At 63.4% G+C, this 20727-nt stretch carries 17 protein-coding genes and 1 pseudogene; 14 read left to right on the forward strand and 4 right to left on the reverse strand.

Annotated elements, in window-relative coordinates; translation table 11 throughout:
• Window positions 1–78 precede the first annotated feature (78 nt).
• The 3 genes and pseudogenes from gatB to gatC form a co-directional block, all read right to left on the reverse strand.
• Window positions 79–1524: an Asp-tRNA(Asn)/Glu-tRNA(Gln) amidotransferase subunit GatB gene (gene gatB, locus POS17_RS04485; RefSeq protein ID WP_060837536.1), complete on the reverse strand. Its 1446-nt coding sequence runs from the start codon at window positions 1522–1524 to the stop codon at window positions 79–81.
• 10 nt (window positions 1525–1534) lie between these two features.
• Window positions 1535–2988: pseudogene (gatA, locus tag POS17_RS04490) on the reverse strand (Asp-tRNA(Asn)/Glu-tRNA(Gln) amidotransferase subunit GatA).
• Window positions 2989–3004: 16 nt separating this feature from the next.
• Entirely contained in the window at window positions 3005–3292 is a 288-nt protein-coding gene (gatC, locus tag POS17_RS04495) for an Asp-tRNA(Asn)/Glu-tRNA(Gln) amidotransferase subunit GatC (RefSeq protein ID WP_041115970.1), read from the reverse strand.
• 211 nt (window positions 3293–3503) lie between these two features.
• Here gatC and mreB point away from each other — a divergent pair, with 211 nt between their 5' ends.
• The 8 genes from mreB to tldD all read left to right on the forward strand — a co-directional run bounded on the left by mreB (window position 3504) and on the right by tldD (window position 14672).
• Window positions 3504–4541: a rod shape-determining protein MreB gene (gene mreB, locus POS17_RS04500; protein WP_002555108.1), complete on the forward strand. Its 1038-nt coding sequence runs from the start codon at window positions 3504–3506 to the stop codon at window positions 4539–4541.
• Window positions 4542–4683: 142 nt separating this feature from the next.
• Complete coding sequence (gene mreC / locus POS17_RS04505; protein ID WP_082729821.1) at window positions 4684–5772, forward strand: rod shape-determining protein MreC; 1089 nt, start codon at window positions 4684–4686, stop codon at window positions 5770–5772.
• Window positions 5772–6263, forward strand: coding sequence for a rod shape-determining protein MreD (gene mreD, locus POS17_RS04510; RefSeq protein WP_016963426.1), 492 nt, complete (start codon window positions 5772–5774; stop codon window positions 6261–6263). Before mreC ends, mreD begins: the two co-directional genes overlap by 1 nt.
• A 43-nt stretch (window positions 6264–6306) precedes the next feature.
• Window positions 6307–6912, forward strand: coding sequence for a Maf family protein (locus POS17_RS04515; RefSeq protein ID WP_060837538.1), 606 nt, complete (start codon window positions 6307–6309; stop codon window positions 6910–6912).
• A gap of 56 nt (window positions 6913–6968) precedes the next feature.
• Window positions 6969–8426: a ribonuclease G gene (rng, locus tag POS17_RS04520; protein ID WP_060837539.1), complete on the forward strand. Its 1458-nt coding sequence runs from the start codon at window positions 6969–6971 to the stop codon at window positions 8424–8426.
• 75 nt (window positions 8427–8501) lie between these two features.
• Window positions 8502–12305 (forward strand): YhdP family protein, encoded by a 3804-nt coding sequence (locus POS17_RS04525; protein WP_060837540.1) that lies wholly within the window; start codon window positions 8502–8504, stop codon window positions 12303–12305.
• A gap of 58 nt (window positions 12306–12363) precedes the next feature.
• On the forward strand, window positions 12364–13203 hold the full coding sequence (locus tag POS17_RS04530; protein ID WP_060837541.1) for a carbon-nitrogen hydrolase family protein: 840 nt from the start codon (window positions 12364–12366) through the stop codon (window positions 13201–13203).
• A 26-nt stretch (window positions 13204–13229) separates the two neighbouring features.
• Window positions 13230–14672 carry a metalloprotease TldD gene (gene tldD / locus POS17_RS04535; RefSeq protein WP_060837542.1) on the forward strand — a complete coding sequence of 481 codons (1443 nt, stop codon included), beginning with the start codon at window positions 13230–13232 and terminating at the stop codon, window positions 14670–14672.
• Window positions 14673–14719: 47 nt separating this feature from the next.
• Here tldD and yjgA read toward each other — a convergent pair whose 3' ends face one another.
• Entirely contained in the window at window positions 14720–15241 is a 522-nt protein-coding gene (yjgA, locus tag POS17_RS04540; protein WP_016966626.1) for a ribosome biogenesis factor YjgA, read from the reverse strand.
• A 108-nt stretch (window positions 15242–15349) separates the two neighbouring features.
• Here yjgA and pmbA point away from each other — a divergent pair, with 108 nt between their 5' ends.
• The 6 genes from pmbA (at window position 15350) to POS17_RS04570 (ending at window position 20719) form a co-directional block, all read left to right on the forward strand.
• Window positions 15350–16696 (forward strand): metalloprotease PmbA, encoded by a 1347-nt coding sequence (gene pmbA, locus POS17_RS04545; protein ID WP_060837543.1) that lies wholly within the window; start codon window positions 15350–15352, stop codon window positions 16694–16696.
• A gap of 240 nt (window positions 16697–16936) precedes the next feature.
• Window positions 16937–17332, forward strand: coding sequence for a hypothetical protein (locus tag POS17_RS04550; RefSeq protein WP_060837544.1), 396 nt, complete (start codon window positions 16937–16939; stop codon window positions 17330–17332).
• A complete protein-coding gene (locus tag POS17_RS04555; RefSeq protein ID WP_060837545.1) occupies window positions 17325–18701 on the forward strand; it encodes a class II fumarate hydratase in 1377 nt (458 codons plus the stop codon). Before POS17_RS04550 ends, POS17_RS04555 begins: the two co-directional genes overlap by 8 nt.
• A gap of 27 nt (window positions 18702–18728) precedes the next feature.
• Entirely contained in the window at window positions 18729–19178 is a 450-nt protein-coding gene (locus POS17_RS04560) for a hypothetical protein (protein ID WP_060837546.1), read from the forward strand.
• A gap of 1 nt (window position 19179) precedes the next feature.
• Window positions 19180–19791, forward strand: a complete 612-nt coding sequence (locus POS17_RS04565) for a superoxide dismutase (RefSeq protein WP_060837547.1) — start codon at window positions 19180–19182, stop codon at window positions 19789–19791.
• Window positions 19792–19825: 34 nt separating this feature from the next.
• Window positions 19826–20719 carry a ZIP family metal transporter gene (locus POS17_RS04570; RefSeq protein WP_060837548.1) on the forward strand — a complete coding sequence of 298 codons (894 nt, stop codon included), beginning with the start codon at window positions 19826–19828 and terminating at the stop codon, window positions 20717–20719.
• The last annotated feature ends 8 nt before the right edge of the window (window positions 20720–20727 follow it).

The raw sequence follows: 20727 nt of genomic DNA on the forward strand, positions 1-20727 counted from the left end.
CCGTTGCTGCGCGACCGAACGGGAGCCCGCTCCCTCGTCACACGCAAGCGGCCCGGGCCGCTTGCGGTTAAACCGCGATCAGCCTTCGAGCTTGCTTTTCAGCAGTTCGTTGACCTGTTGCGGGTTGGCCTTGCCTTTGGATGCTTTCATCGCTTGGCCGACGAAGAAGCCGAACATCTTGCCGCGCTTGGCCTCATCGGCGGCGCGGTACTGCTCGACCTGTTCGGCGTTGGCCGCGAGCATTTCATCCAGCACCGCGGAGATCGCGCCGGTGTCGGTGACTTGCTTGAGGCCGCGCTTGTCGATGATCTCGTCAGCAGTGCCCTCGCCATTGGCCATGGCTTCGAACACGGTCTTAGCGATCTTGCCGGAGATGGTGTTGTCCTTGATCCGCAGCAGCATGCCGCCCAGCTGTTCGGCGGAAACCGGGGCTTCGTCGATTTCCAGGCCCTGCTTGTTCAGCAGGCTGCCCAGCTCGACCATGACCCAGTTGGCGGCGAGCTTGGCGTCACCGGCGATGCTGGCGACTTTCTCGAAGTAGTCCGCCTGTTCGCGGCTGGTGGCCAGGACGCTGGCGTCGTAGGTCGACAGGCCGAACTGCTCCTGGAAACGCTCGCGTTTCTGCGGTGGCAGCTCGGGCAGGATGGCGCGCACCTGGTCGAGGAAGGCGTCCTCGATGACCACTGGCAGCAGGTCCGGATCGGGGAAGTAACGGTAGTCGTTGGCTTCTTCCTTGCTGCGCATCGGACGGGTTTCGTCCTTGTTCGGATCGTACAGGCGGGTCTGCTGGATCACCTTGCCACCGTCCTCGATCAGCTCGATCTGGCGACGAATCTCGGAGTTGATGGCCTTCTCGATGAAGCGGAACGAGTTGACGTTCTTGATCTCGCAGCGGGTGCCGAACTCGACCTGGCCCTTGGGGCGGACCGAGACGTTGCAGTCGCAACGCAGCGAGCCTTCGGCCATGTTGCCGTCGCAGATGCCCAGGTAGCGCACCAGGGCGTGGATCGACTTGACGTAGGCCACGGCTTCCTTGGCGCTGCGCATGTCCGGCTCGGACACGATTTCCAGCAGCGGCGTGCCGGCGCGGTTCAGGTCGATGCCGGTAGAACCGTTGAACTCTTCATGCAGGCTCTTGCCGGCGTCTTCTTCCAGGTGCGCACGGGTGATGCCGACGCGTTTCATGGTGCCGTCTTCCAGAGGGATGTCCAGGTGGCCCTTGCCAACGATTGGCAGCTCCATCTGGCTGATCTGGTAGCCCTTGGGCAGGTCCGGGTAGAAGTAGTTCTTGCGGGCGAACACGTTGTGCTGGCCGATCTCGGCGTCTACCGCCAGGCCGAACATCACCGCCATGCGCACCGCTTCCTGGTTCAGCACCGGCAGCACGCCGGGCATGCCCAGGTCGATCAGGCTGGCCTGGGTGTTGGGCTCGGCACCGAAGGCGGTGGAGCTACCGGAGAAAATCTTCGATTGAGTGGTGAGCTGGGTATGAATCTCCAGCCCGATCACGACTTCCCATTGCATGTGTGTCTCCTCAGAAGCCGGTTGGGGTGCGGGTGTGCCAGTCAGTGTTCAACTGATACTGGTGCGCAACGTTGAGCAAGCGGCCTTCCTGGAAATACGGGGCGAGCAGTTGCACGCCGACCGGCAAGCCGTCGACGAAACCGGCCGGCATCGACAGGCCCGGCAGGCCGGCGAGGTTGGCGGTGATGGTGTAGACGTCTTCCAGGTACGCAGCGACCGGGTCGCTGCTCTTGGCGCCGAGCTTCCAGGCCGGGTTGGGCGTGGTCGGGCCGAGGATGATGTCGACTTCGTTGAACGCGGTCATGAAGTCGTTCTTCACCAGGCGACGGATCCCCTGTGTGCCTTGAGGTAGTAGGCGTCGTAGTAGCCGGCGGACAGGGCATAGGCACCGACCATGATCCGGCGCTGCACTTCGCTGCCGAAGCCTTCGCCACGGGAGCGCTTGTACAGGTCTTCCAGGTTGGCCGGGTTCTCGCAACGGTAGCCGAAGCGCACGCCGTCGAAACGCGACAGGTTGGAGGAGGCTTCCGCCGGGGCGATCACGTAGTACGCAGGAATCGCGTGCTGCATGTTCGGCAGGCTGATTTCCTTGATCACCGCGCCGAGCTTTTCCAGCTCCTTGATGCTGTTGTGGATCAGCTCGGCGATGCGCGGGTCGAGACCGGCGCTGAAGTACTCCTTCGGCACGCCGATGCGCAGGCCCTGCAGCGAGCCGTTGAGGCCGGCGCTGTAGTCCGGCACCGGCTCATCGATGCTGGTGGAGTCGTTCGGGTCGAAGCCGGCCATGCCTTGCAGCAGGATTGCGCAGTCTTCGGCGGTGCGGGCCAGCGGGCCACCCTGATCGAGGCTGGAAGCGTAGGCGATCATGCCCCAGCGGGAAACGCGACCGTAGGTCGGCTTCAAGCCGGTGAGGTTGGTGAAGGCGGCCGGTTGGCGGATCGAGCCGCCGGTGTCGGTGGCGGTGGCGGCCGGCAGCAGGCGTGCGGCAACCGCTGCGGCGGAACCGCCGGACGAACCGCCGGGCACGTGTTCCAGGTTCCACGGGTTCTTCACCGCGCCATACCAGCTCGACTCGTTGGCCGAGCCCATGGCGAATTCGTCCATGTTGGTCTTGCCCAGGGTCACGGCCCCGGCCGCAGCCAGCTTGGCGACCACGGTGGCGTCGTAGGGCGCCTTGAAACTGTCGAGCATCTTCGAGCCGCAGCTGGTGCGGATGCCCTGGGTGCAGAACAGATCCTTGTGGGCGATCGGCGCGCCCAGCAGGGCACCGCTCTCACCGTTGGCGCGACGGGCGTCGGCGGCCTGGGCCTGGCTCAGGGCCAGGTCCTGGGTGAGGCTGATGAAGCTGTTGATCTGCGGATCCAGCTGGGCGATGCGCGCCAGCAGGGTCTGGGTCAGTTCTACGGAAGAGAATTTCTTGTCGGCGAGTCCGCGGGCGATCTCGGCCAGAGTCATGTGATGCATTGCAGGCTCTTTCCCTTTAGTCGATGACTTTCGGAACCAGATACAGGCCGCTTTCGACCGCTGGTGCGATGGACTGATAAGCCTCGCGATGATTGGACTCGGTCACAACGTCTGCGCGCAGGCGCTGGCTGGCTTCCAGAGGGTGGGCCAGGGGCTCGATACCGTCGGTATCGACTGCCTGCATTTCATCCACCAGCCCGAGAATGCTGTTCAGGGCCAAGGTGATGTGTGGAAGATCGCCTTCATTGAGCTTGATGCTGGCCAAATGAGCGATTTTTTCCACGTCGGAGCGTTCAAGCGCCATGGGATTCTCCAGTGGAAAACAAAAACGGATTTCGTCCGCGTGTTAGATTGTCGGAACACTACCGCATTTCTACGGTCTTATGGCCGCGATTGTGGGGTTTGGTGCACAGAAAAGCGGCCAATTTAACATATTGGCGCCTTGCCCAAAATCCCTGTCGTTGTTAGAGTTTGCCGCACTTTTTTACCCACGCGTTGCCTAGGGTCCCTTTCCCATGTTCAAGAAACTGCGTGGCATGTTTTCCAGCGATCTTTCCATTGACCTGGGCACTGCCAACACCCTTATTTACGTGCGCGAGCGCGGTATTGTCCTGAATGAACCATCGGTTGTGGCCATTCGGACCCACGGTAATCAGAAAAGTGTTGTCGCGGTTGGTACTGAGGCCAAGCGCATGCTCGGTCGTACTCCGGGCAACATCGCCGCCATTCGTCCGATGAAGGACGGCGTGATCGCCGACTTCAGCGTCTGCGAAAAGATGCTGCAGTACTTCATCAACAAGGTTCATGAAAACAGTTTTCTGCAGCCCAGCCCTCGTGTGCTGATCTGCGTTCCATGCAAGTCCACCCAGGTTGAGCGTCGCGCCATCCGTGAATCGGCCCTTGGTGCCGGTGCCCGTGAAGTGTTCCTGATCGAAGAGCCTATGGCCGCAGCCATCGGTGCCGGCCTGCCGGTTGAAGAAGCTCGCGGTTCGATGGTCGTGGACATCGGTGGCGGTACCACTGAAATCGCCCTGATCTCCCTGAACGGTGTGGTCTACGCCGAATCCGTGCGGGTTGGCGGCGACCGTTTCGACGAAGCGATCATCACCTACGTGCGCCGCAACTACGGCAGCCTGATCGGCGAGTCCACCGCCGAGCGCATCAAGCAGGAAATCGGCACCGCCTACCCGGGCGGCGAAGTGCGCGAAGTCGACGTGCGCGGTCGTAACCTGGCCGAAGGCGTGCCACGTGCCTTCACCCTGAACTCCAACGAAGTGCTGGAAGCTCTGCAAGAGTCCCTGGCTACTATCGTTCAGGCGGTGAAAAGCGCCCTGGAGCAATCGCCGCCGGAACTGGCCTCGGACATCGCCGAACGTGGCCTGGTGCTGACCGGTGGTGGCGCCCTGCTGCGTGATCTGGACAAGCTGCTGGCCCAGGAAACCGGTCTGCCGGTGATCGTCGCCGAAGATCCGCTGACCTGTGTCGCTCGCGGCGGTGGCCGTGCATTGGAAATGATGGACAAACACACCATGGACCTGCTCTCCAGCGAATAACTTCGCGGCGGGCATCTATGCTGTTGCGCTCACAGGCAGCACTTTGCAGTGCTGCCTGTGGCGTTTATCTTCTGTCAATCTGCATCCAGGCCGGTTTGATGCCGTATGAATAAACACAACATTTGCCTGGGAGGAGCGGCTTATTAAACCGCTTTTCGCCAAAGGCCCCTCATTAGGCGTGCGCCTCCTGGTGCTGGTCGTGCTGTCGGTCGCACTGATGGTGGTCGATGCCCGCTTCACACTGCTCAAGCCAGTGCGTAGCCAGATGTCGCTGGTGCTGATGCAGTCCTACTGGATCACCGACCTGCCGCAGCGGCTATGGCAGGGCGTGGCCAGTCAGTTCGGCAGTCGTACCGAACTGGTCGCTGAAAACGAAAAACTCAAGACCGAAAACCTGCTGCTGCAGGGGCGCATGCAAAAGCTTGCCGCCCTGACCGAGCAGAATGTGCGCCTGCGCGAACTGCTCAATTCCTCGGCACTGGTCAACGAGAAGGTCGAAGTGGCCGAGTTGATCGGCATGGACCCGAACCCCTTCACCCACCGCATCATCATCAATAAAGGTGAGCGCGATGGGGTCTTTCTCGGTCAGCCGGTGCTCGATGCCCGTGGCCTGATGGGCCAGGTGGTGGAGTTGATGCCCTACACGTCCCGCGTGCTGCTGCTCACCGACACCACCCACAGCATTCCGGTACAGGTCAATCGCAACGGTCTGCGCGCGATTGCCAGCGGCACCGGCAATCCGGAGCGCCTGGAACTGCGGCATGTGGCCGATACGGCGGATATAAAGGAAGGCGACCTGCTGGTCAGCTCCGGCCTCGGCCAGCGTTTCCCGGCGGGTTATCCGGTGGCCACGGTCAAGGAAGTGATCCACGACTCCGGCCAGCCGTTCGCCATCGTGCGGGCGGTGCCCACTGCCGCCTTGAACCGCAGCCGTTACCTGCTGCTGGTGTTCAGCGATCCGCGTACCGCCGAGGAACGGGCCAACGATGCCGCCCAGGCCCAGGAAGCCCAGGATCAGCAAGGTGGCAACGCGGCGCCGGTGGTGCCGGCCACGGTGCCCAAGCCGGCGGCAAATGCTGCTGCACCCGCCAGCACGGCGCCCGCTGCGCCAGCAACTCCAGCCAAGCCCCCGACCCACGCACCGGCCAAGCCGGTCCATAAACCCGTGGTGAAGCCTGCGGCAACCAAGCCTGCGGCAGCAGCACCGGCCACCACCGGAGGAAGAGAATAATGGCGGGCACCCCCTATTCACAAAACGGCTGGATCGTCTGGCTGACGTTCCTGATCGGTATGTTGCTCAGCGTGTCGCCACTGCCTCAGTTCATGGAAGTCCTGCGCCCGTTGTGGCTGGCCCTGTTGCTGGCTTTCTGGGCCCTGGCCCTGCCGCACAAGGTCGGCATGGTCACGGCCTGGTGCCTGGGGCTCGCGGAAGACGTGCTCTACGGCACCCTGCTGGGACAGAACGCACTGATTCTGACCCTGATCACTTTCCTCGTGCTGTCTTTGCAGCAGCGCCTGCGGATGTTCCCGATGTGGCAGCAAAGCCTGGTGATCCTGGTGATCTTCGGTCTGGCGCAGCTGGTCCAGCTCTGGCTCAGCGCCCTGACCGGCAATCGCCAGCCAACCCTGGCCCTGGTGCTGCCGGCCCTGGTCAGCGCCTTGTTATGGCCTTGGGTCAGCTTTGGCCTGCGTGGCTTGCGTCGACGTTTCAAAATCAACTAATTCGGTCAGGCATTGGCCCGCACCTCGACAGGGAGATGTCTTGATGAATCCGCTTTACCTCGCCTCCGGTTCGCCCCGTCGACGTGAGCTGCTCACCCAGATCGGCGTGCCGTTCACCGTCATCAGTGCCGATATCGATGAAACGCCGCTGGCCGACGAATCTCCGGCCGCCTATGTCGAGCGCCTCGCCCGGGGCAAGGCGGCTGCCGGCCGCGCCCTGATCACCAGCAGCGAGTCCCAGGCTCCGGCCTGTGTGCTGGGAGCCGATACCGCCGTGGTGCTCGATGGACGGATCCTGGGCAAGCCGCGGGACCAGGCCGACGCCCTGGACATGCTCATGGCCCTGTCCGGCCGCGAGCATGAAGTGTTGACCGCCATTGCCCTGCTCGACGGCGAGCGTTGCGAGTCGCGAGTGGTGCGCAGCCTGGTGCGTTTTCGTCCCGTTTCGGCAGCAGAGGCGGCGCTCTACTGGGCCAGTGGCGAGCCCCGGGACAAAGCCGGTGGTTATGCGATCCAGGGACTTGCAGCGGTGTTTGTCGCAGGGCTCAATGGCAGTTATTCCGCCGTGGTCGGCTTGCCGGTATGCGAAACCGCAGAATTGCTCGGCCATTTCGGCATACCCTGTTGGCAAAACCTTCCAGTGCGCTAAAGCGCCGTGTAAGACAGCTGCGGCCTTCTATGAACACGCCTGAACGAGACACTGCCATGAGTGAAGAGATTCTGATCAACATCACGCCGATGGAATCGCGGGTGGCGGTGGTCGAAAACGGAGTGCTGCAAGAGGTTCACGTCGAGCGCACCCAGCGCCGTGGCATCGTCGGCAACATTTACAAAGGCAAGGTGGTACGGGTTCTGCCCGGCATGCAGGCGGCCTTTGTCGACATCGGCCTGGATCGCGCGGCATTTATCCATGCCTCGGAAATCTCCACCCGCGAAGGCACGGCGGTGGAGAGCATCAGCGCCCTGGTCCATGAAGGGCAGAGCCTGGTGGTGCAGGTCACTAAGGACCCCATCGGCACCAAGGGCGCGCGCCTGACCACCCAGTTGTCGATTCCCTCGCGCTATCTGGTGTACATGCCTCGCACCGCCCATGTCGGCATCTCGCTGAAGATCGAGGACGAGGCCGAGCGCGAGCGCCTGAAACAGGTGGTCAGCGATTGCGTGGCCCAGGAAGGCATCAAGGAAGCGGGTGGTTTCATTCTGCGCACCGCCGCCGAGGGGGCCGGGGCCGACGAGATCCTCATGGACATCCGCTACCTGCGCCGGCTGTGGGATCAGATCGGTGCGCAGATCAAGACCATCGGCGCACCCAATGTGATCTATGAAGACCTGGGCCTGGCCTTGCGCACCCTGCGCGACCTGGTGAACCCGAAGATCGAGAAGATCCGCATCGACTCCCGGGAAACCTTCCAGAAGACCACGCAATTCGTGGCTGAACTGATGCCGGAAATTGCCGACCGCCTGGAACACTATCCCGGCGAGCGGCCGATCTTTGACCTGTACGGGGTCGAGGATGAAGTGCAAAGGGCGCTTGAACGCAAGGTGCCGCTCAAGTCCGGTGGCTATCTGGTGGTGGATCCGGCAGAAGCCATGACCACCATCGACGTCAACACCGGCGCCTTCGTCGGTCATCGCAATCTTGAGGAAACCATCTTCAAGACCAACCTCGAAGCCGCCACCGCCATTGCCCGGCAACTGCGCCTGCGCAACCTGGGCGGGATCATCATCATCGACTTCATCGACATGGAAGACGAAGAACACCAGCGCCAGGTGCTGCGGACCCTGGAGAAGCAGCTGGAGCGCGATCACGCCAAGACCAACATCATCGGCATCACCGAGCTGGGGCTGGTGCAGATGACCCGCAAACGCACCCGGGAAAGCCTGGAGCAGGTGCTCTGCGAGCCCTGCAGCAGTTGTCAGGGGCGGGGCAAGCTGAAGACCCCGGAAACCATCTGTTACGAAATATTCCGCGAAATTCTCCGCGAGGCCCGGGCTTATCAGGCAGAAGGGTACCGAGTGCTGGCCAATCAGAAAGTGGTGGATCGTCTGCTGGACGAAGAGTCGGGCAACGTTGCGGAGTTGGAAGGTTTTATCGGCCGGACCATCAGGTTCCAGGTCGAAACCATGTATTCCCAGGAACAATACGACGTGGTGCTGCTCTGAGTCCCCGTGTCTTACCTCAGTGGAAATGGCTGGCTTCAGCTTTCTGCATGACTTTTGCCGTGGGAGCCAACTGAAATGGAGCGGCTGATCCGTCTGTTCGCCACGCTGACTCGCTGGGGCCTGGGCCTGTGCGCGTTGCTGTTGGTGGTGATTGCCCTGTACGTCAGTCTGGGGCGGGAGCTGACTCCTTTGGTGGCCGAGTACCAGGCCGAGGTCGAAGCCAAGGTGCAGCAGGCTGTGGGCTTGCCGGTGCAGATTGGCAGTCTGGAGGGCCGCTGGAGCGGCTTGTCACCGATCCTGCTGGCCCACGATGTGACGGTGGGCGACGGGGCCAATGCCCTGCGCCTGGATCAGGTCAGCGTGGCCCCGGACATGCTCGGCAGCCTCCTGGCCCGGGACCTGCGCATAGGGCGCCTGGAACTCAGTGGCCTGAGCCTGAGCCTCAAGGAGGGCGCGGACGGCCAGTGGCAATTGCAAGGCCTGCCGATGCAGCAGGACCAGCCCATGGACCCGGAGCAACTGCTGACCCGCTTGCAGCAGGTTGCCGAGCTGTCCCTGCTGGACAGCCAGGTCACCTTGCTGCCGCAGGATCATGCGCCGCTGGCCCTGACCTATGTCGGCCTCAACCTGCGCACCGGTCCCAGCCGCCAGCGTCTTGACCTGCGTCTGACCCTGCCGGACGGGCAGCCCCTGGCCGTCAATCTGCGCACGCGGATCCAGGCGCAGGCTTGGCGCGACGCCCAGGCCGAGCTGTACCTGAGCCTGCCGCAAAGCGACTGGTCACGCTGGCTGCCGGCGCGTGTCACTCAGCAATGGAAACTCTCCGAACTCAAGGCCGGCGGTGAGCTGTGGCTGAACTGGGCCAAGGGCAGCGTGCAGAGCGCGGCGCTGCGCCTGAATGCGCCCCAGCTCACTGGCGCCTATGCCGAGCGCACGCCGGTCACCCTGAAGAACCTGGCGTTGAACGCCTTCTTCCAGCGCAGCGATCAGGGCATGCAGGTGCAACTGGACTCCCTGGCGCTGAGCCTTGGCGAGACCCGTTGGGAGTCGCGCCTGCAACTGCAGCAAACCCTGGCCGGCGACAATCAAGAAGAACTCTGGCATCTGCAGGCCGATCGCCTGGACCTGACACCGCTCACGCCGATCCTCAATGCCCTGGCACCCCTGCCGGAAGGCCTGGCCACCACTGTCGAGCGCTTGAAGGTCACCGGCGGGCTGCGCAATGTGCTGCTCGACTATCGCCCGCAGAACACCGGCGACCAGCGCCTGAGCTTCGCCGCCAACCTTGATCGGGTCGGCTTCGACGCCTATCACGGCGCTCCGGCGGCCCGCAATGTCAGCGGCAGCATCAGCGGTGACCTGGGGCAGGGCGAGCTGCGCATGGACAGCAAGGATTTCTCCCTGCACCTGTACCCGATCTTCGCCAAGCCCTGGCAGTACATCCAGGCCAACGCCACCCTGACCTGGAAACTGGACAAGCAAGGTTTCACCCTGATCGCTCCGTATCTCAAGGTGCTGGGGGAGGAGGGCAAGATTGCCGGCGATTTCCTGATCCGGCTGCACTTGGACCACAGCCAGGAAGACTACATGGACCTGCGGGTCGGCCTGGTGGAGGGCGATGGTCGTTACACCGCCAAGTACCTGCCCCAGGTACTCAGCCCGGCGCTGGATGAATGGCTGCGCACGGCGATTCTCAAGGGCGCGGTGGATGAGGGCTTCTTCCAGTACCAGGGTTCGCTGAACCATGACGCCATCGAAGCGGCTCGTAGCATCAGCCTGTTTTTCAAGGTGCATGACGCTGAATTGGCCTTCCAGCCGGGCTGGCCGCACCTGAGCAAGATCAGTGGCGATGTGTTCGTCGAAGACAGCGGCGTGCGCATCGTCGCGAGCAAGGGCCAGTTGTTGGACACCAAGGTGCGGGATGTCTTCGTCAACATTCCCCATGTGGCCAGCGGGCACAGCAGCCACATGTTGATCGACGGCAGTTTTGCCGGCGGCCTGGGCGATGGGGTGAAGATCCTGCAGGAGGCGCCGATCGGCACCGCCGCGACCTTTGCCGGCTGGCAGGGCGAGGGTGACCTGCAAGGCAAGCTGGATCTGGACATCCCGCTGGTCAAGGGCGAAGAGCCGAAGATCGTGGTGGATTTCAAGACCGACAAGGCGCGCCTCAAGCTCAGTGAGCCGGCACTGGAGCTGAGTCAGCTCAAGGGCGACTTCCGCTTTGACAGCAGCAAGGGGCTCAGTGGCGAGGGCATCAGTGCCCAGGCCTTCGACCGGCCGGTGAGCGCGCAGATTTTCGCCGATGGCAAGCCCGGCAAGCCCAATACGCGGGTGGTGGCCAAGGGGCAGGTGGCAATCAAGAAGCTCACCGATTGGTTGCAGGTCAGCCAGCCGCTGCCGGTCTCTGGCGAGCTGCCCTATCAGTTGCAACTGAACCTCGATGGCGCCGACAGTCAGTTGATGGTCAGCTCCAGTCTCAAGGGGGTGGCGGTGGACCTGCCGGCACCGTTCGGCATGAGCGCCAGCACCGGTCGCAACAGTGTGTTCCGCATGACCCTGCAAGGGGCCGAGCGCCGCTACTGGTTCGATTACGGCGAGCTGGCCGACTTCACGTTCGCCGCCCCCAGCGGCAAGCTCGGCGAGGGCCGTGGCGAACTGTTTCTCGGCGACGGCGCGGCCTTGCTGCCCACCAGCAAAGGGCTGCGGGTGCGCGGGATCTTGTCCGAGCTGGATGTCGAGCCCTGGAAGAACCTGGTGGACCGCTATGCCGGGAAGGACCCGGGAGGCAGCGCCAAGCAGTTGCTCAGCAGTGCTGACTTCAAGGTCGGGACGCTCAGCGCCTTTGGCACCCGCCTGGATCAGGTCAACCTGCAGCTGACCCGGCAGCCCGCCGCCTGGACGTTGCAGATTGACAGTCAGCAGGCCAAGGGCACTGTCGGCATCCCCGATGCCAAGGCGGCGCCGATGGCGATCAATATGCAATACGTGCGCTTGCCGGCCGCAGACCCGGCGGCCCAGGCCGACGAGAATGCGCCCGATCCGCTGGCTTCGGTGGACCCCAAGAATGTGCCGCCGCTGGATATCGCCATCGAGCAACTGTTCCAGGGCCCGGACCTGATCGGCCGCTGGGCGCTCAAGGTGCGTCCTACCGCCAAGGGCATGAGCTTCAACAGCCTCGACCTGGGGCTCAAGGGCATGCAGCTGCAAGGCGAGGGTGGTTGGGAAGGCCAGGCCGGTGCCAGCAACAGCTGGTACCGCGGGCGCATTGGCGGCAAGAACCTGGCCGACGTGCTCAAGGGCTGGGGCTTTGCGCCCACGGTAACCAGCGAAGATTTTCATCTGGATGTTGACGGTCGCTGGCCGGGCTCGCCGGCCTGGGTCGGCCTCAAGCGCTACTCCGGCAGCCTGGACGCCACCTTGCGCAAGGGCCAGTTCGTTGAAGTCGAGGGCGGCGCCCAGGCGCTGCGGGTATTCGGTCTGCTGAACTTCAACTCCATCGGCCGGCGGCTGCGCCTGGACTTCTCCGATCTGTTCGGCAAGGGCCTGAGCTACGACCGGGTGCGTGGCGTGCTGGTGGCGAGCAACGGCGTCTATGTCACCCGAGAACCGATCACCCTGACCGGGCCGTCGAGCAATCTGGAGCTCAATGGCACCCTGGACATGGTGGCCGATCAGGTGGACGCCAAGTTGCTGGTGACCTTGCCGGTGACCAACAACCTGCCGATCGCCGCGCTGATTGTCGGCGCTCCGGCGGTGGGTGGGGCGCTGTTCCTGATCGACAAGCTGATCGGTGACCGCGTGGCGCGCTTCGCCAGCGTCAAGTACAACGTCAAGGGCCCGTGGAAAGAGCCGAAAATCACCTTCGACAAGCCGTTTTGAGAATCCTCGATTCGTGCCTATGGAGTAGCATGGCGGCCTACCCAACACGGAGTACGCCATGTCTCTTGCGGTGATTCAAATGGTCAGCCAGAGCGATGTTCTGGCCAATCTGCAGCAGGCCCGCAGCCTGCTCGAACGCGCTGCCGCCGGTGGCGCCAAGCTGGCGGTGCTGCCGGAAAACTTCGCGGCCATGGGTCGTCGCGACATGGCCGCCATCGGTCGCGCCGAGGCCCTGTGCGAGGGACCGATCCTGCCGTGGTTGAAACAGGCCGCCCGCGACCTCAGGTTATGGATTGTCGCCGGCACCCTGCCGCTGCCGCCTGAGAATCAGCCCGATGCCAAGTCCAACGCCTGTTCGTTGCTGGTGGATGACCAGGGGCAGTGGGTGGCGCGCTACGACAAGTTGCACCTGTTCGACGTCGACGTGGCCGACAATCGCGGCCGCTATCGCGAATCCGATGACTATGCTCATGGAAACCGCGTGGTGGTGGCGGATACGCCGGTGGGGCGCCTGGGGCTGACGGTCTGTTATGACTTGCGTTTTCCCGAGCTGTACAGCGAGTTGCGCGCTGCCGGCGCCGAATTGATCAGCGCGCCTTCGGCTTTTACCGCAGTGACCGGTGCCGCGCATTGGGAGGTGCTGATCCGGGCCCGGGCCATCGAGACCCAGTGCTATGTGCTGGCGGCGGCCCAGGGGGGCGTGCACCCGGGCCCTCGGGAAACCTACGGCCACGCCGCGATCGTCGACCCTTGGGGGCGAGTGCTGGCGCAGCAGGATCAAGGTGAGGCTGTGCTGCTGGCCGAGCGCGACAGCAGTGAGCAGGCGTCCATTCGGGCGCGGATGCCGGTGTTCAGTCACCGGCGCATTTTCTCGCAAGGCGTTCAACGGCTTGCATAAGTACGACGAATTTAAGGTCAAAGCATATGAGCGGGTTGTTGTCCTCAGTCAGTGAACATCTTCTAGCCCCTGGCGGCGTGACCATCGAAAGCCTGCAGGGCGTGCTGGGGGATCTGGCCGGCCCGGGCATCGACGCCGCCGACCTGTATTTCCAGGGACAGATTTCCGAGTCCTGGTCCCTGGAAGACGGGATCGTCAAGGAAGGCAGCTTCAACCTTGACCAGGGGGTTGGGGTGCGGGCGCAGTCCGGTGAGAAGACCGGCTTTGCCTACAGCAACGCCATCACCCTGGAAGCCCTGGGCCTCGCTGCCCGAGCGGCGCGTTCGATTTCCCGGGCCGGGCAGAACGGCACGGTGCAGGCGTTCTCGACCCAGGACGTGGCTCAGCTGTACGCACCGGACAATCCACTGGAGGTCATCAGCCGCGCCGAGAAGGTCGAGCTGCTCAAGCGCGTTGACGCCGCGACCCGGGCCCTGGATCCGCGTATCCAGCAGGTCAGCGTGAGCATGGCCGGGGTCTGGGAGCGCATCCTGGTGGCCTCCACCGACGGTGGCCTGGCGGCGGATGTGCGGCCGCTGGTGCGCTTCAACGTCAGCGTCATCGTCGAACAGAACGGTCGCCGCGAGCGCGGTGGCCACGGCGGTGGCGGGCGGACCGACTATCGGTATTTCCTCAGCGAGGACCGGGCCATGGGCTATGCCCGTGAAGCGTTGCGCCAGGCCCTGGTCAACCTGGAAGCGATTCCGGCACCGGCCGGCACCTTGCCGGTGGTGCTGGGTTCCGGCTGGTCCGGGGTGCTGCTGCACGAAGCCGTGGGCCATGGCCTGGAAGGCGACTTCAACCGCAAGGGCAGTTCGGCGTATAGCGGGCGCATGGGCGAAAGCGTGGCCTCCAAGCTCTGCACCATCGTCGACGACGGCACCCTGGCCGGGCGCCGTGGTTCCCTGAGCGTGGACGACGAAGGCACCCCGACCGAATGCACCACGCTGATCGAGAACGGCGTGCTCAAGGGCTACATGCAGGACAAGCTCAATGCCCGCCTGATGGGCGTGGCCCGCACCGGCAACGGGCGGCGCGAATCCTATGCCCACCTGCCGATGCCGCGCATGACCAACACCTACATGCTGGGGGGCGAGAGCGACCCGGCGGAAATCATCGCTTCGGTGAAGAAGGGCATCTACTGCGCCAACCTCGGCGGCGGCCAGGTGGACATCACCAGCGGCAAGTTCGTGTTCTCCACCAGCGAGGCCTACCTGATCGAAGACGGCAAGATCACCGCTCCGGTCAAGGGCGCGACCCTGATCGGCAACGGTCCCGAGGCCATGAGCCGGGTGTCGATGGTGGGCAATGACTTGTCCCTGGACAGCGGTGTCGGCACCTGTGGCAAGGATGGCCAATCGGTGCCGGTGGGCGTCGGCCAGCCAACCCTGAAGATCGATGCGATCACCGTGGGTGGCACAGGGGCATAGGAAGGAGGGCGTCGGGCGAGCTGCCGGGCAGCTCGCCCGTGGAGGGCTCAACGCAGACCGCGTTGAGTCTCGTCCAGTTCGCGGATGTACTTGAAGATTTTACGGCTGGAGGCCGGCGCCTTGTTATGGGCCACCTCGTGCTGGGCCTGACGGATCAGGGAACGCAGCTGTTGGCGATCGGCATCCGGGTACTCGTTGACGAACTTTTCCAGGACGTCATCGCCGCCACCGATCAGGCGGTCACGCCAACGTTCCAGGTTATGGAAGCGTTCGTTGTACTGCCGGGTGGAGGCATCGAGTTGGTCAAGCAGTTGCAGAATCGCGTCGGTGTCCTGGTCCCGCATCAGCTTGCCGATGAATTGCAGGTGGCGTTTGCGGGCGATATGGGCGACGTGCTTGGGAGCATCCGCCAGCGCCCGGCGCAAGGCGTCGGTCAGAGGCAGTTTGTTCAGCAGGTCGGGCTTGAGGGTGGTAAGGCGCTCGCCGAGATCAACCAGAGCATGCAGCTCGCGTTTGACCTGGGATTTGCTTTTCTCCCCATCGAGGGAGTCGTCGTAAGAATCAACCATGGTGGCAGTCCGCAAAGAAACGCCGCCATGATAACCAGTCGAGGGCCGCTTGTCCGGCTCGGTCGCTCGCCGGCCTTAATCGAAAGCAGAATTTGAGTGGAGAACAGCATGAGTGCAGCACAAAGCGTCGGCCCACAGGCTTTGCCGGCCCTGCAGGAGCAAGTCGAGCAGATTGTTGCCGAGGCCAAGCGCCAGGGGGCCAGTGCCTGCGAAGTGGCGGTGTCCCTGGAGCAGGGGCTGTCGACGTCGGTGCGCCAGCGGGAAGTGGAAACCGTGGAGTTCAACCGCGACCAGGGCTTTGGCATCACCCTTTATGTGGGCCAGCGCAAAGGCTCGGCCAGCACTTCTGCCAGCGGTCCGGAGGCCATTCGTGAAACCGTGGCTGCGGCGCTGGCGATAGCCAAGCACACGTCGGAAGATGAAGCGTCGGGCCTGGCCGATGCGTCCCTGATGGCCAAGGACCTGCAGGACTTCGATCTGTTCCATGCCTGGGACATCACGCCCGAGCAAGCCATCGAGCAGGCCCTGGCCTGTGAGGCGGCAGCCTTTGCCGCCGACAGCCGGATCAAGAATGCCGATGGCACCACCTTGAGCACCCACCAGGGTTGCCGGGTGTATGGCAACAGCCATGGTTTCATCGGCGGTTACGCCTCGACCCGCCATAGCCTGAGCTGCGTGATGATCGCCGAGGCCAACGGCCAGATGCAGCGCGACTACTGGTACGACGTCAATCGCCAGGGCCAGTTGCTGGCGGATCCGGCGAGCATCGGTCAGCGCGCGGCCCAGCGTGCGGCCAGCCGGCTGGGTGCCCGTCCGGTGCCGACCTGCGAAGTGCCGGTGCTGTTTTCCGCAGAACTGGCCGGCGGTCTGTTCGGCAGTTTTCTCGGCGCGATCTCCGGCGGCAACCTGTACCGCAAATCCTCGTTCCTCGAAGGCGCCCTGGGCCAGCAGCTGTTTCCCCAGTGGCTGACGATCGACGAGCGGCCGCACCTGATGCGCGCCATGGGCAGTTCGGCATTCGATGGCGATGGCCTGGCCACCTATGCCAAGCCCTTCGTCAAGGACGGCGAATTGGTGTCCTATGTGCTCGGCACCTATTCCGGGCGCAAACTGGGCATGCCCAGCACTGCCAACGCCGGCGGGGTGCACAACCTGTTCGTCACCCATGGCGATGAAGATCAGGCTGCGCTGTTGCGGCGCATGGGACGCGGCCTGCTGGTCACCGAACTCATGGGCCATGGCCTGAACATGGTCACTGGCGACTACTCCCGTGGCGCGGCAGGCTTCTGGGTCGAGAACGGCGAGATCCAGTTCGCGGTGCAGGAAGTGACCATTGCCGGTAATTTGCGCGACATGTTCAAGCAGATCGTCGCCGTGGGTAACGATCTGGAACTGCGCAGCAACATCCGCACCGGCTCGGTGCTGATCGAGCGCATGACCGTCGCCGGCAGCTGATCCTCCTCCTGAGTCAGCCAAACGCGCCACCTTTCCCGGGTGGCGCGTTTTTTTTATGCGCGCAATTCTCGTAGGCGCTGGCTGGCCTGCGAAGGCGTCCTGACGCCCGATATCAGGTTCAAGGGCCTATTCGCCGGCAAGCCGGCTCCTACAGAAGTTGGGCAAAAATCGTACAAGTCAGATTGATTTGATTCTCAATATCATTTAATAATGAAAATCATTATTCAATGAGCCCAGGTCATGAGTTCTGCCTTGCACGAGCAGCCCTACCTCGAAAGCTGGCGCTGGATGAGTCGCCAGATCCGTTGCGCGCTGGAGCCGGATGAGCCGCGTCTGATTGAGCACTACCTGGCCGAAGGGCGCTATCTGGCGTGTTGCACCTCCATGTCGGCGTGGCGCGTCGCTGAAACCTCCTTCCGTTTATTGATCGATACCGCTACCGATACCGCATTGCCCTGGCACTGGCGCAGCCTGTGCCTGGATCAGGCCTGGCGCCCGCTGCGCGACATGGAGCGGTTGTCTTTGTGCAAGTGCCGGCTCAAGCGCTGGCAAAGCCATGCCTGGCGGTTGGCGACGGTGTCGCTGCTGCCTTCCATTCCCCTGATTGAACTGGTGCAAGGATTTCCCGATGAGTAACTTCCGTATCGAACGTGACAGCATGGGCGAACTGCAGGTCCCGGAGCAGGCGCTGTACGGCGCACAGACCCAGCGGGCGGTGGATAACTTTCCCATCAGCGGCCAGCGCATGCCGGCAGCCTTCATCCGGGCTCTGATCCTGGCCAAGGCCGCGGCGGCCCGGGCCAACGTCGAGCTGGGGCAGCTGAGCCAATCCCAGGGCAAGGCCATTGTCGATGCCGCTCAGGGCCTCCTGGAAGGCGACTTCATGCAGCACTTCCCGGTGGACATCTTCCAGACCGGTTCCGGTACCAGTTCCAACATGAATGCCAACGAAGTGCTGGCGACCCTGGCCGGCCGACTGTTGGGCGAACCGGTCAATCCCAACGACCACGTCAACTGTGGTCAGAGCAGCAACGACATCATTCCCACCACCATTCACGTCAGCGCCGCCCTGAGCCTGCACGAACGCTTGTTGCCGGCATTGGTGCACCTGGTGGACGTCATCGAGCGCAAGGCGGTGCAGGTGCATCCCTTCATCAAGACCGGGCGTACTCACCTGATGGACGCCATGCCGGTGCGCATGAGCCAGGTGCTGGACGGCTGGGCGCAACAGCTCAAGGCCAATATCGCTCACTTGCAGGATCTGCTGCCGAGCCTGCAGGCCCTGGCCCAGGGCGGCACCGCGGTGGGCACAGGGATCAACGCCCACCCCGAGTTCGCTGCGCGCTTCTGCCAGCAGTTGAGCCACCTGACCCAGGTGCCGTTCACCCCGGGCAAGAACCTGTTCGCCCTGATCGGTTCGCAGGACACCGCAGTGACGGTATCCGGTCAGCTCAAGGCCACCGCGGTGTCGTTGATGAAGATCGCCAACGACCTGCGCTGGATGAACTCAGGCCCGCTGGCGGGGTTGGGCGAGATTGAGCTGCAAGGGTTGCAGCCGGGGTCGTCGATCATGCCGGGCAAGGTCAATCCGGTGATTCCGGAGGCGGTGGCGATGGTTGCCGCCCAAGTCATTGGCAACGACAGCACCATCACCGTTGCCGGCCAATCGGGCAACTTCGAGCTCAATGTGATGCTGCCGGTCATCGCCCAGAACCTGCTGGGCAGCATCGAGCTGCTGGCCAACTCCAGCCGGCTGCTGGCGGACAAGGCCATTGCCAGCTTCAAGGTCAATGAGCCCAAGCTCAAGGAAGCGCTGGCGCGCAACCCGATCCTGGTCACCGCCCTGAACCCGATCATCGGTTACCAGAAGGCCGCGGAAATTGCCAAGACCGCCTACAGGCAGGGACGGCCGGTGATCGATGTGGCGTTGGAACTCACCGATCTGCCGCGTAGCCAGCTCGAAACTCTGCTGGATCCGGAAAAACTCACCGCAGGCGGCCTGTAACCCTCGACACCGATTTGGAGGCGCACCATGGAGCACTGGAAACGCACGATCGAAAGGGCCAATCGTCTCTTTATGCAGGGCGAACTGGTGGATGCTCGCGAGTTCTACCTGCAGGCGCTGGCGCTGGCCCAGGTGTTGTTCGAGCGCTGGGCGGATGCCGACGAAGCGGTGGCGGCCTGCGTGATTTCCCATCACAACCTGGCGGACCTGCATCTACGCCTGAACCAGCCGGAGGAGAGCGCGGAATACCTCTGTGCCATCCATCAGCGCCTGCTGCAGACCATGCAGGACAGTCGCCTGAACCCGGCCTTGCGCGAAGCGGCCTGGCGCCAGAGCAGCAAGACTTACGTCGAGCTGCTGAATTTCATCGGCGAGCACGGTGAATACCCCCGCACTCATCGCTTGCTGGGCGGCAACGTCACGGGCCTGTCGACCGACAGCCCGCGCGCCGGCGGCACCTTTTTCGGAGTTCATTGATATGTCCTTTACCTTGCCTGCACTGCCTTACGCCTACGACGCCCTGGAGCCGCACATCGATGCGCAGACCATGGAGATTCACTACAGCAAGCACCACCAGACCTACATCAACAACCTGAATGCCGCAGTGGAGGGCACCGAATGGGCCGGTTGGGAGATCGACAAGCTGGTGGCCAGCGTCCAGCAACTGCCTGAGCCGCTCCGGGCCGCAGTGATCAACCAGGGTGGTGGGCATGCCAATCATTCACTGTTCTGGGCCGTCATGACCCCGGCCGGCGGTGGCCAGCCCGAAGGTGCCTTGGGGCAGGCCATCGAGCAGCAACTGGGCGGTTTCGAACGCTTCAAGGAGGCCTTCACCAAGGCCGCGCTGACCCGTTTCGGCAGCGGCTGGGCCTGGCTCAGCGTGACCCCGGAGAAAAAGCTGGTGGTGGAAAGCAGCGGCAATCAGGACAGTCCGCTGATGAACGGCAATACGCCCATTCTGGGGCTGGACGTGTGGGAGCACGCCTATTACCTGCGATATCAGAACCGGCGGCCGGAATACATCAACGCGTTCTACAACGTGATCAACTGGCCGGAAGTGGCTCAGCGCTACCGGGCCGCGATGGCTTGATCCCTTCTCCTGAAAACAAGATCTAAGGCCGACTATGGGCACTGAAACACTGGCGATCAGCAGCGGACGAATGTTTCGCTATGCCTTCGGTTCGCTGTTGCTGTTGGCGGGGACCGCTTTGCTGGTGGCTCAAGGGCTGAGCTGGCTAAGCCTGGAACCGCGCCTGCTGCGTGCCTTGCAAGGCGGTTCCATTTGCGCGCTGGGTACGGCACTGGGGGCGGTCCCGGTGCTGGTAATCCGGCAAATGCCGGTGGCGGTGAGCGACACCCTGCTGGGGTTTGGTGCCGGAGTGATGCTGGCGGCGACGGCGTTTTCACTGGTTGTCCCCGGCATTGCCGCAGCCCAGGACCTGGGCTTGTCTGCCTGGGGCTCCAGCGGCCTGATCTGTGCCGGCATCATGCTGGGGGCCCTTGTTCTGTTCCTGGTGGACCGCAAGATTTCCGGCGGCAGCCCGGAGTTGCTGGTGGGCACGCCGGAGCATCCAGTGATTGCCCCGCGGATCTGGTTGTTCGTCTTCGCGATCATTGCCCACAATATTCCTGAAGGGATGGCGGTGGGGGTGTCGGCCGGAGGTGGCATGCCGGATGCGGACAGTCTGGCCATGGGCATTGCCCTGCAGGATGTACCGGAAGGGCTGGTGATTGCCCTGGTGTTGGCGGGGGCGGGGATGTCGCGGGGCAAGGCGTTCCTGATCGGCGCCGCTTCAGGCCTGGTGGAGCCGGTCTTTGCCTTGCTCTGTGCCTGGCTGGTGAGCCTGGCGCAGGTGCTGCTGCCCTTGGGCCTGGCCCTGGCAGCGGGGGCGATGCTGCTGGTGGTCACTCATGAAGTGATTCCGGAGTCGCGTCGCAATGGCCATGACAAGCTTGCCAGTCTCGGCCTGTGTATCGGTTTCTGCCTGATGATGGTGATGGATACCGCACTGGCCTGAATGCCGCT

Source organism: Pseudomonas sp. Os17 (assembly GCF_001547895.1).
GTDB lineage: Bacteria > Pseudomonadota > Gammaproteobacteria > Pseudomonadales > Pseudomonadaceae > Aquipseudomonas.

Coding starts and splice junctions, on each gene's coding strand:
- mreB (WP_002555108.1), top strand. CDS start 3,504: ATGTTCAAGAAACTGCGTGGCATGTTTTCCAGCGATCTTTCCATTGAC.
- POS17_RS04565 (WP_060837547.1), top strand. CDS start 19,180: ATGTCCTTTACCTTGCCTGCACTGCCTTACGCCTACGACGCCCTGGAG.
- gatB (WP_060837536.1), bottom strand. CDS start 1,524: ATGCAATGGGAAGTCGTGATCGGGCTGGAGATTCATACCCAGCTCACC.
- POS17_RS04555 (WP_060837545.1), top strand. CDS start 17,325: ATGAGTAACTTCCGTATCGAACGTGACAGCATGGGCGAACTGCAGGTC.
- POS17_RS04525 (WP_060837540.1), top strand. CDS start 8,502: ATGGAGCGGCTGATCCGTCTGTTCGCCACGCTGACTCGCTGGGGCCTG.
- POS17_RS04560 (WP_060837546.1), top strand. CDS start 18,729: ATGGAGCACTGGAAACGCACGATCGAAAGGGCCAATCGTCTCTTTATG.
- POS17_RS04515 (WP_060837538.1), top strand. CDS start 6,307: ATGAATCCGCTTTACCTCGCCTCCGGTTCGCCCCGTCGACGTGAGCTG.
- rng (WP_060837539.1), top strand. CDS start 6,969: ATGAGTGAAGAGATTCTGATCAACATCACGCCGATGGAATCGCGGGTG.
- mreD (WP_016963426.1), top strand. CDS start 5,772: ATGGCGGGCACCCCCTATTCACAAAACGGCTGGATCGTCTGGCTGACG.
- POS17_RS04570 (WP_060837548.1), top strand. CDS start 19,826: ATGGGCACTGAAACACTGGCGATCAGCAGCGGACGAATGTTTCGCTAT.
- tldD (WP_060837542.1), top strand. CDS start 13,230: ATGAGCGGGTTGTTGTCCTCAGTCAGTGAACATCTTCTAGCCCCTGGC.
- gatC (WP_041115970.1), bottom strand. CDS start 3,292: ATGGCGCTTGAACGCTCCGACGTGGAAAAAATCGCTCATTTGGCCAGC.
- POS17_RS04550 (WP_060837544.1), top strand. CDS start 16,937: ATGAGTTCTGCCTTGCACGAGCAGCCCTACCTCGAAAGCTGGCGCTGG.
- pmbA (WP_060837543.1), top strand. CDS start 15,350: ATGAGTGCAGCACAAAGCGTCGGCCCACAGGCTTTGCCGGCCCTGCAG.
- yjgA (WP_016966626.1), bottom strand. CDS start 15,241: ATGGTTGATTCTTACGACGACTCCCTCGATGGGGAGAAAAGCAAATCC.
- POS17_RS04530 (WP_060837541.1), top strand. CDS start 12,364: ATGTCTCTTGCGGTGATTCAAATGGTCAGCCAGAGCGATGTTCTGGCC.